This is a genomic window from Virgibacillus kekensis (assembly GCF_042654125.1).
Taxonomy (GTDB): domain Bacteria; phylum Bacillota; class Bacilli; order Bacillales; family Amphibacillaceae; genus Lentibacillus; species Lentibacillus kekensis.
Map to the genome: position 1 here is coordinate 1,238,587 of NZ_JBHSFU010000004.1, position 10,095 is coordinate 1,248,681.

Here is a 10,095-nt window from a genome sequence, read left to right on the forward strand (position 1 = left end):
ATGGTACTATTGTTTGTAGTTTTTCCCGCTTGGGAGGAGGTAAGTAATGAACCGGATATTTCGTAATGTGATCTTTTATTTACTCATATTCTTAGTAGTAATAGGAGTTATTGGAGTATTTAATGGACAGAATGAACAAGCAAAAGAATTTACTGTACAACAGTTTATGAACGCATTAAATAATGGTGACATCGAAGAAATGACGATGCAGCCATCAAATGGAATAATACGTATTACCGGACAACTGAGTGAAGAGGAACAGTTCATCGCACAGATTCCGGAAAATACGGAAATAGTATCAAATGTTTATGAGCAGGCTACCGAGCAAAGTATCCTGAATGTGAAAGAAGAGGAGCAGCCAAGCGGATGGGTCACATTCCTGACCACTATGATTCCGTTTCTGATTCTGGGATTATTCTTTTTCTTCATACTTAGTCAGGCACAAGGCGGCGGTGGCGGCCGTGTAATGAACTTTGGTAAAAGTAAGGCAAAAATGTACAGCGAAGATAAGAAAAAAGTTCGCTTTAAAGATGTTGCCGGCGCGGATGAAGAGAAGCAGGAACTTGTGGAAGTAGTTGACTTCCTGAAAGATCCGCGTAAGTTTACCGCTGTAGGTGCTCGTATACCAAAAGGGGTTCTTCTTGTAGGACCTCCTGGTACAGGTAAAACATTGCTGGCACGTGCTGTTGCTGGTGAAGCTGGAACACCATTCTTCTCCATCAGTGGTTCCGACTTTGTGGAAATGTTCGTTGGTGTAGGTGCTTCCCGTGTACGTGACTTGTTTGAGAATGCCAAAAAGAATGCACCATGTATTATATTTATTGATGAAATTGATGCAGTAGGTCGTCAGCGTGGCGCTGGTCTTGGCGGTGGCCATGATGAGCGTGAGCAAACACTGAACCAGCTGCTCGTTGAAATGGATGGATTTGGAGCGAATGAAGGAATCATTATGATTGCTGCTACAAACCGTCCGGATATTCTTGACCCTGCCTTACTGCGTCCAGGACGTTTTGACCGTCAAATCACGGTTGACCGCCCTGATGTAAAAGGTCGTCAGGAAGTATTGGCAGTACATGCACAAGATAAACCGCTTGATAAAACAGTTGATCTGAAAACAATCGCGATGCGGACACCAGGGTTTTCTGGTGCTGACCTAGAAAATCTGCTGAACGAAGCTGCGCTTGTAGCTGCACGGAATGATAAGAAATCAATCGACATGCTTGATGTCGATGAGGCAATTGACCGTGTTATCGCAGGTCCAGCCAAGAAAAGCAGGGTTATTTCGCCGAAAGAGCGTAATATTGTTGCCTACCATGAAAGTGGACACACGATTATCGGTATGGTACTTGATGAGGCGGATATGGTCCATAAAGTTACCATTGTGCCTCGTGGACAGGCAGGCGGTTATGCCGTCATGCTTCCAAAAGAAGACCGTTACTTTATGACTAAGCCTGAACTGTTCGATAAGATTACCGGACTGCTCGGCGGGCGTGTTGCAGAGGAAATTATTTTCGGCGAGGTAAGTACAGGCGCCCATAATGACTTCCAGCGTGCAACGGGTATTGCCCGTAAGATGATTACCGAGTATGGTATGAGTGATAAAATCGGTCCGCTGCAGTTTACCAGTGGCGGCGGCGAAGTATTCCTTGGTCGTGACATTCAGAACGACCAGAATTACAGTGATGCCATCGCAACCGAAATTGATAAAGAGATGCAAAACTTTATCAACTACTGTTACGATCGTGCTAAGAAGATTCTTACTGAGAACAAGGATAAACTTGAACTGGTCGCAAAAACGCTTCTTAAAGTGGAAACATTGGATGCCAAGCAGATAAAAGGTCTGTTTGAAAATGGCAAGCTTCCTGAACCAGAAGAATTGGAAGAGGAAGAAGAGACCGATAAGGCTCCGACCACTAAGGCGGAAGAGCACACCTCAAGCGACGATAAGGATATGAGAGTAAATATCCAGTCCAAAGAGGATGAGGTCGAACCAGAAAGTTTTGAAGAGGCAAAACGAAAAGCTGAAGAACGTCGTGAAGCTGAAGCGTCCGAGCAGGATGATGAGCAATCAGACGATAAAAAAGAATAACCTATAACAGAGCAGCCTTCCTAAACGGGAGGCTGCTTTTATATGATTGGTGTAAGAATCCCGGGCGGTATGGGAAGGGCATAATGTTCTTTAGCCAGGGTAAATATGGTATATTAGTAAGAAAGAAATTACTGTTGGCGGGAAGGTATGGTTACGAATGCTTTTTGTACTAGATGTGGGAAATACGAATACGGTTATGGGCGTGTTCGATAATGATCAACTGATACATGAATGGCGAATTAAGACAGACAGATATAAGACAGAAGATGAATTTGGGATGCTTACAAAGTCACTGCTTGAACATCAAAAGCTGGCGTTTTCGGATGTTACCGGAGTCATTATTTCTTCGGTAGTCCCTCCGATTATGTTTGCTCTTGAAAAAATGTGTGAAAAGTATTTTGGACAGGACCCACTGGTTATTGGAAAAGAGGATGTTCGATCCTATCTTAAAATGGCTTATCCAAGCCCGAATGAAATAGGTGCTGACCGGATTGTTAATGCGGTAGGGGCAATCGAAGAATATGGTGCTCCGCTCATTATTATTGACTTTGGTACAGCGACTACCTATTGCTATATCAATAAAAACGAGGAATACTTTGGTGGATTAATTGCGCCGGGCATTCATATTTCAATGGAAGCACTCTACAGTAAGGCATCCAAGCTTCCAAAAATAGAGATACAGGCTCCTGAACATGTCGTTGGAAGTTCAACGATCGAAGCGATGCAATCCGGTGTCTTTTATGGATATGTCGGACAGGTTGATGGAATAGTAAACCGTATGAAGCGGGAAATGGACTCCACGCCCAAGGTCATTGCGACTGGTGGACTTGCGGCATTAATTTCCGATGCTTCTGAGACAATTGACTATGTGGACAAGCATTTAACATTGAAAGGGTTATATTTAATTTACAAAAAAAACCTTAATCAATCGCAAAAAGGAGAATGAATACATCATGAAGGATTATTTGATTAAAGCCACGACGTATAACGGCATGATACGTGCTTATGCTGCAACTTCGACAAGCACAGTGGAAGAGGCACGCAGACGACAGGATACATGGGCTACAGCTTCAGCAGCAATGGGACGGACTATAACTGTTACGGCTATGATGGGAGCCATGATGAAAGGTGACGATTCCCTGACGGTCAAAATAGAAGGTCATGGTCCAATTGGCGTAATCGTGGCAGATGGTAACGCTAAAGGTGAGGTGCGTGGTTATGTAACAAACCCGCATGTTGACTTTGACCTCAATAAACGGGGAAAACTGGATGTTGCCCGTGCGGTGGGTACAGAAGGAAATATGAGTGTGGTAAAGGACTTGGGGCTAAAGGATTATTTTACAGGCCAGGTTCCAATTGTTTCAGGGGAAATCAGTGAGGACTTCACATACTACTTTGCCAATTCTGAGCAAATTCCTTCAGCGGTTGGAGCTGGTGTGCTTGTTAACCCGGATCATACCATTCTCGCAGCTGGCGGTTTTATTGTCCAAGTTATGCCTGGGGCAGATGAAGAGGTTGTAACGAAGCTTGAGGAAAAAATTCAGGCGTTCCCTGCAATATCGACGTTAATCCGAGAGGGTAATACCCCGCAGCAAATTCTTGAGCGGCTATTTGGCAAGGAAGATTTAAAAATTCATGAAACATTACCGATTACGTTTAAGTGCAAATGTTCCCGGGAGCGAGTGGAACGGGCAATTACAGGTCTCGGCAATGAGGAAATAGAAAAAATGATTAATGAAGATCATGGTGCGGAAGCTACGTGTCATTTCTGCAATGAAGTATACCAGTTTTCAGAAAAGGAACTGGAAGAGCTTAAAGAGTCAGCCGGGGAATAGCGAGAGGGGTTACTAATGAAGAAGAAATTTCTGTTTGGTGTAATCGTGGTACTGGTAATTACGAATATTGCCACATTGTTTTTTTGGAACAAAGAAGAAACAGTCAAGGTTGATAACAACAATAAAGCAATCAACCAGGATGGTGCAGTTGCTTCCGTTGGTGGGAAGGAAGTTTCCTACGAAGATTGGATGGAAACTTTACGAGAAAATCATGGAGAAGATCAACTGGAGAACATGATTAACCGGTCAGTTGTCAACCAGCTGGCCAAGGAACAAAATATTGAAATAAACGACAAAGTTATTGCCCGGGAAATAGCTTTGCTCACAACAATGGCCGGGGTGCTCTCTGAAAAAGAGACGAAGAAAAAAGAAAAAGAATGGCGGGAGGATATCCTGTACAGGTACCGTTTGGGTGCTCTTCTGGCATCTGGAACCTCGGCGCCTGAGGAAGAAATCCGTGCCCATTATGAGAAATATCAGGATCAGTATAACTTCCAGGCGTCGATTCAACTTTCCCATATAATAGTCCCTGACTTTGAAGCCGCAGAGAAAGTTGTAGAAGAATTGGAGAAAGGCGCATCATTTGAATTGCTTGCGAAAGAATACTCCACCGATGAAGATACCAAAGATGAGGGTGGATATCTAGGAACTTTTGTCAACTCGAGTCAATTCCTTCCTGGAGGCTATTTGAAGGCTGCAGAAGCTATGGAGGAGCGGTCGTTCAGTGAGCCATTTCAAAGCGATACCGGTATTGCAATAATATATCTGCACCGTAAATTGCCGTCTATCACGTTTAGTTATGATGAGATAAAGCCGTACATAAAGCGTGAGCTTGCACTTGATAAGCAGGATCAGACGCTAACTGCTGAACCTTTATGGAATCAGTTGAACATTGAATGGATTTATGAATAGACTAAGGAAATAAGGAAATCGCCATGAATAGTTTGTATTAGTTGACTTTTCATACATTTCAACGTACATTATAATTAATCCTACAAATTTACTAGGAATTAGGAGGAATTAGAATGCGAGTTGCTGATAATATTGCTGGTCTTATTGGGGAAACACCAATCGTCAAGTTAAATCGTACTGTGGATGAAAATAGTGCTGATGTGTACTTAAAACTGGAATTCATGAATCCCGGCAGTTCTGTAAAAGACCGAATCGCACTTTCCATGATCGAAGCTGCTGAAGAAAGTGGTGACCTTAAAGATGGCGACACCATTATTGAGCCAACCAGTGGAAATACAGGGATTGGTCTGGCAATGGTTGCTGCGGCAAAAGGATATAAAACTGTACTGGTTATGCCTGATACAATGAGTCAGGAGCGTCGAAACCTGCTGCGTGCTTATGGTGCAAAACTTGTTCTTACACCTGGTGCAGACGGAATGAAGGGTGCTATTAAGAAAGCCGAGGAACTAAAAGATGAAAACGGCTATTTCATGCCCCAACAGTTCAACAATGAAGCAAATCCTGAAGTCCATGCCCGGACAACAGGAAAAGAAATCGTGAAGCAAATGGATGAACTGGACGCCTTTGTATCCGGGATCGGTACTGGTGGAACGATTACAGGTGCTGGTAAAGTCCTTAAAGAAAACTTTGAAAATGTGAAGATATACGCAGTAGAGCCAGAAGATTCTGCTATCCTGTCAGGAGGGTCACCTGGACCACACAAAATTCAGGGGCTTGGTGCAGGTTTTGTACCGAAAATCCTTGATACGGATGTTTACGATGAAGTTATTCGTATTTCGAATGAAGAATCTTTCGAAGCATCACGTCAAGTAGCTAAACTTGAAGGGATCCTGGGTGGTATTTCAGCTGGTGCAGCGGTTGCAGCTGCTAAAAAGGTTGCCAAACAACTTGGGAAAGGCAAGAAAGTCCTTGCTGTAATACCGGACAATGGCGAAAGATACCTGTCCACCCCACTTTATCAATATGAAGAAGAATAAAATTATGTAAGATGAAACGGCTGGCATCGATTGATTTGGATGCCAGCCGTTTTTAAGTGTAGAAAAGACTGTCTAACAAGGCGATGATTACCTGTGCACACATGGAATAGATTTGATATGCTACAGTTATATAAAACGAGATGAAAGAAGGATAGCGATGATACTGACAACTAAAAGTAGTACATACGATTTGTCTGCACGAACACATATTATGGGAATCCTAAATGTTACACCGGATTCTTTTTCTGATGGTGGAAGTTATACAACGATTGAGCGGGCTGTTGACCAGGCGATTGAAATGGAGAAGCAGGGAGCGGACTTTATTGATATTGGCGGAGAATCCACCCGTCCCGATCATGACCCTGTGTCGCTCGAGGAGGAACTAAACCGTGTTTTGCCGGCTATCAGGGCGGTTAAAGAGAAAGTAAACATACCTATTTCAATTGATACCTATAAAGCTGAGACGGCGAGGCAGGCGGTTGAGGCAGGAGCGGATATTATAAACGATGTCTGGGGGGCGAAAAAAGAACCTGAAATTGCTGAGGTTGCTGCAGCGTGTAACGTTCCAATAATACTTATGCATAATCGTCCAGACAAAAACTACACATCACTAATCGACGATATGAAAAAGGATTTGCAGGAGAGTATTAATATCGCACTTGAAGCAGGTGTGCCAAAACAAAACATCATACTCGATCCAGGAGTGGGATTTGCCAAAACATCACAGGACAATCTTGTAGTCATGAATAATCTGGAGAAGTTTAACGACCTTGGTTATCCGGTTCTTCTTGGAACGTCACGCAAGTCATTTATTGGCAAGGTTCTTGATGTTCCGCCTGCTGACCGGGATAACGGAACAGGGGCTACGACCTGTCTTGGAATTGCTAAAGGGATGCAAATCGTCCGTGTTCACAATGTTAAGTTGAATGTGGAACTGGCAAAGATGATGGATGCTATGCTCGGAAAGAAAGGAGCAGAAACCATTGGATAAAATCATCTTAAATGGAATGGAGTTTTACGGGTATCATGGGCTCTACCCGGAGGAAAATAAACTGGGTCAACGATTTTATGTTGATGCGGAACTGTTTCTTGATTTGAGTAAATCAGGAAAGTCAGATGCCATGGAAGATTCCATAAACTACGGGGATGCCTATCAACATGTGAAAGAGATAATGGAAGGTAACCCCAAAAAATTGGTCGAAGCGGTGGCAGAGGAGATCGCCGAAAGTTTATTTAATAACTTTCCTCTTTTGGACAGCTGCAGACTTCGGGTAACTAAACCGGATCCACCTATCCCAGGCCATTATCAGTCAGTTGCCGTAGAGATTTTCCGGGAGCGAGATCAATGAAACAGGTATATCTTGCGCTTGGAACCAATATTGAACCCCGAAAAGAACATCTTGTAAAGGCCTTACAATTATTAAGCCGGCATGATAAAATTCTACTAGTAGAAAAATCTTCCATTTATGAGACTGCTCCAGTCGGCTACACGAACCAGGCAGAATTTCTTAATATGGTGGCGGAAATCCAAACATCACTTAGCCCGCTGGAACTATTAGATTACTGTCAGTCGATCGAGCAAAAATTAGGAAGAAAAAGAGAAATACGCTTTGGCCCCCGCACAATAGACCTTGACATCTTGGTCTATAATCAAGAAAATAGAAAAACGGACCGATTAATACTTCCGCACCCACGAATGCATGAACGGGCTTTTGTGCTAGTCCCTCTACATGAGATCTCCCCTGAATTAAGGTTTGGGGAAAAGGGGAAAACAGTGGCTGATTATATAGAAGATCTTTCGGAAAGTGACATAAAGGATGTAAGCAAATGGACAGACATAGACTTGGCAGAAGAATAAAAGCCTTTCGTAAGTTAAAAGGCTACACACAAGTGGACCTGGCCAAGGAACTGGACGTACCAATCGTAACGCTCGGTGATGTGGAACGGGGAAAAATCGAAGCTTCCGGTGACTTGATCGAGCAGATTGCTGATAAGCTATCCGTCTCAAAGCAGGAACTTACACTGACAGAAACTTCTCCACAGAAGGATAAGGAACGTTTAAAATAAGCGATATTATGGTTTCGAAACACGTGAAGGCTTACTAGAAATACTTTATAACTATGCCCAGGAACTCCAAGCGGCAAGCAGAGCTTCCTGATTCAATGGACGAGGATGAAAAAACTGCCGGTTACGTACTGGCAGTTTTTTTGTTCATCAATATTTAATCATAGGGTTCGACGGATGAAAGGAATTTTCTTTTTCTATATACTTGTATATAATGTTGGTTAACGGATCGGAGTTCGGTCGAAAATAGAAATATTGGAGTGATAGTTGTGTCAGAAGAACTAAATGAGCATATGCGGGTACGCCGGGAGAAACTCAATTCATATAAAGAGCAGGGAATCGATCCTTTTGGCGGAAAATTTAACAGGACCCACTTAGCAGAGGACCTTATTGCTAAGTATGACCAGTTCTCCAAGGAAGAGCTGGAGGAAAAAACAGATGAAGTTACTATTGCCGGTCGGGTAATGACAAAGCGTGGCAAAGGGAAAGCAGGATTTGCCCATGTGCAGGATTTAAGCGGACAGATTCAGGTATATGTCCGAAAAGATATGATTGGTGAAGAAGCATACGAGATATTTAAATCAGTGGATATGGGGGACATTATCGGAATTTCCGGTGTAATGTTCAAAACCAAAGTAGGAGAGCTTTCGGTCAAAGCAAAAGAATTTACTATTCTGACCAAGTCACTGCGCCCGCTTCCGGAGAAATATCACGGATTGAAGGATATCGAACAGCGCTACCGTCAACGCTACCTTGACCTAATTACAAACATGGACAGCCGGGAGACCTTTGTTCTTCGCAGTAAAATTATTCAATCCATGCGCCGGTATCTGGATGGGCAGGGATTCCTAGAGGTGGAGACGCCAATGATGCACGGAATTCCTGGTGGTGCCTCTGCACGTCCATTCGAGACGCATCATAACGCTCTGGATATTCCGTTATATATGCGTATAGCGATAGAGCTGCATCTTAAGCGGCTGATTGTCGGTGGTATGGAAAAAGTATATGAGATTGGACGCGTTTTCCGTAATGAGGGTGTTTCTACCCGTCATAATCCTGAATTCACCATGATGGAACTTTATGAAGCCTATGCAGATTTCCATGATGTAATGTCACTTACTGAAGAGCTGATTGCGCATATAGCAAAAGAAGTACTTGGTAAAGCAGAAGTGGCCTATGGTGACTATACAGTTAATTTGGAGCCTAAATGGAAGAGACTTCATATGGTAGATGCAGTTAAGGAATATACCGGAGTAGACTTCTGGGAGAAGATGAGTGATGAGGATGCAAGGGTATTGGCAAAAGAACATGGAATTGATATTCAGCCATCGATGACATTTGGCCATATTGTAAATGAGTTCTTCGAGCAGAAAGTAGAAGAGGAACTAATTCAGCCTACCTTTATATATGGACATCCGGTTGAAATCTCTCCGCTTGCCAAGAAGAATGAAGAAGATGAACGGTTTACCGATCGATTCGAACTCTTCATTGTTGGCAGAGAGCATGCAAATGCCTTTAGTGAGCTGAATGATCCTATTGATCAACGGCAGCGGTTTGAGGCTCAGGTTAAAGAACGGGATGCCGGAAACGATGAAGCGCATTTAATGGACGAGGATTTCCTTGAAGCGCTCGAGTATGGTATGCCGCCTACCGGTGGTCTTGGAATCGGAATCGATCGATTAGTAATGTTGCTGACCGACTCCCCATCTATCAGGGATGTACTGCTGTTTCCTCAGATGCGGAACAAATAGGTTATACAATTTAAACCTTTCATATAGGAGCGGTACAGAGCCGACCATACAGGTTATGGTTTCTGTACTGCTTTATTTTTTTAAGCGCAAACGCGAGTTTGGATGAAATATCCAATTATTTTTTTCAAATTCCCTATTGCTTTTAGTTAGCAACCATGGTAAATTATTAAACGTTGCGCTAATAACTGCAACGCAATTCTTCTTCTGCGGATGCGGAAGAGAACTGTATTGTTGTCGGTGAAACCAACCAATTACAACAAAAAGTTGAAAAAAGTTATTGACTTTATGTTGTGAAGATGGTATATTAATAAAGTCGCCAATTTGAGAGCGACGTTGAAATTTGATCCTTGAAAACTGAACAAAACAACCAGTATGTCAAGAAGACAGGAAAAGCATTTAATGCTTTC

The 10,095-nt window shown here is 43.0% G+C and carries 10 protein-coding genes; all 10 read left to right on the forward strand.

What is annotated here, in order from left to right; all coding sequences use genetic code 11:
• Window positions 1-46 precede the first annotated feature (46 nt).
• The 10 genes from ftsH to lysS all read left to right on the forward strand — a co-directional run bounded on the left by ftsH (window position 47) and on the right by lysS (window position 9,688).
• The gene (ftsH, locus tag ACFO3D_RS10160; RefSeq protein WP_390295429.1) at window positions 47-2,089 is read left to right on the forward strand and encodes an ATP-dependent zinc metalloprotease FtsH; all 2,043 of its coding nucleotides are present in this window, start codon (window positions 47-49) and stop codon (window positions 2,087-2,089) included.
• A gap of 157 nt (window positions 2,090-2,246) precedes the next feature.
• Window positions 2,247-3,035 carry a type III pantothenate kinase gene (locus ACFO3D_RS10165; RefSeq protein WP_390295431.1) on the forward strand — a complete coding sequence of 263 codons (789 nt, stop codon included), beginning with the start codon at window positions 2,247-2,249 and terminating at the stop codon, window positions 3,033-3,035.
• A 7-nt stretch (window positions 3,036-3,042) separates the two neighbouring features.
• Window positions 3,043-3,924: an Hsp33 family molecular chaperone HslO gene (gene hslO / locus ACFO3D_RS10170; RefSeq protein ID WP_390295433.1), complete on the forward strand. Its 882-nt coding sequence runs from the start codon at window positions 3,043-3,045 to the stop codon at window positions 3,922-3,924.
• 15 nt (window positions 3,925-3,939) lie between these two features.
• Window positions 3,940-4,836, forward strand: a complete 897-nt coding sequence (locus ACFO3D_RS10175; RefSeq protein ID WP_390295436.1) for a peptidylprolyl isomerase — start codon at window positions 3,940-3,942, stop codon at window positions 4,834-4,836.
• A gap of 113 nt (window positions 4,837-4,949) precedes the next feature.
• Window positions 4,950-5,873 (forward strand): cysteine synthase A, encoded by a 924-nt coding sequence (cysK, locus tag ACFO3D_RS10180; RefSeq protein ID WP_390295438.1) that lies wholly within the window; start codon window positions 4,950-4,952, stop codon window positions 5,871-5,873.
• 157 nt (window positions 5,874-6,030) lie between these two features.
• The gene (folP, locus tag ACFO3D_RS10185; protein WP_390295440.1) at window positions 6,031-6,864 is read left to right on the forward strand and encodes a dihydropteroate synthase; all 834 of its coding nucleotides are present in this window, start codon (window positions 6,031-6,033) and stop codon (window positions 6,862-6,864) included.
• The gene (gene folB, locus ACFO3D_RS10190; RefSeq protein WP_390295442.1) at window positions 6,857-7,222 is read left to right on the forward strand and encodes a dihydroneopterin aldolase; all 366 of its coding nucleotides are present in this window, start codon (window positions 6,857-6,859) and stop codon (window positions 7,220-7,222) included. The genes folP and folB overlap by 8 nt, the downstream gene beginning before the upstream one ends.
• Complete coding sequence (gene folK, locus ACFO3D_RS10195) at window positions 7,219-7,731, forward strand: 2-amino-4-hydroxy-6-hydroxymethyldihydropteridine diphosphokinase (protein ID WP_390295444.1); 513 nt, start codon at window positions 7,219-7,221, stop codon at window positions 7,729-7,731. Before folB ends, folK begins: the two co-directional genes overlap by 4 nt.
• Window positions 7,701-7,940, forward strand: a complete 240-nt coding sequence (locus ACFO3D_RS10200) for a helix-turn-helix domain-containing protein (RefSeq protein WP_390295447.1) — start codon at window positions 7,701-7,703, stop codon at window positions 7,938-7,940. Before folK ends, ACFO3D_RS10200 begins: the two co-directional genes overlap by 31 nt.
• Before the next feature lie 266 nt (window positions 7,941-8,206).
• The gene (gene lysS, locus ACFO3D_RS10205) at window positions 8,207-9,688 is read left to right on the forward strand and encodes a lysine--tRNA ligase (RefSeq protein ID WP_390295449.1); all 1,482 of its coding nucleotides are present in this window, start codon (window positions 8,207-8,209) and stop codon (window positions 9,686-9,688) included.
• Window positions 9,689-10,095: the final 407 nt, after the last annotated feature.

Coding starts and splice junctions, on each gene's coding strand:
- ftsH (WP_390295429.1), top strand. CDS start 47: ATGAACCGGATATTTCGTAATGTGATCTTTTATTTACTCATATTCTTA.
- ACFO3D_RS10165 (WP_390295431.1), top strand. CDS start 2,247: ATGCTTTTTGTACTAGATGTGGGAAATACGAATACGGTTATGGGCGTG.
- hslO (WP_390295433.1), top strand. CDS start 3,043: ATGAAGGATTATTTGATTAAAGCCACGACGTATAACGGCATGATACGT.
- ACFO3D_RS10175 (WP_390295436.1), top strand. CDS start 3,940: ATGAAGAAGAAATTTCTGTTTGGTGTAATCGTGGTACTGGTAATTACG.
- cysK (WP_390295438.1), top strand. CDS start 4,950: ATGCGAGTTGCTGATAATATTGCTGGTCTTATTGGGGAAACACCAATC.
- folP (WP_390295440.1), top strand. CDS start 6,031: ATGATACTGACAACTAAAAGTAGTACATACGATTTGTCTGCACGAACA.
- folK (WP_390295444.1), top strand. CDS start 7,219: ATGAAACAGGTATATCTTGCGCTTGGAACCAATATTGAACCCCGAAAA.
- ACFO3D_RS10200 (WP_390295447.1), top strand. CDS start 7,701: ATGGACAGACATAGACTTGGCAGAAGAATAAAAGCCTTTCGTAAGTTA.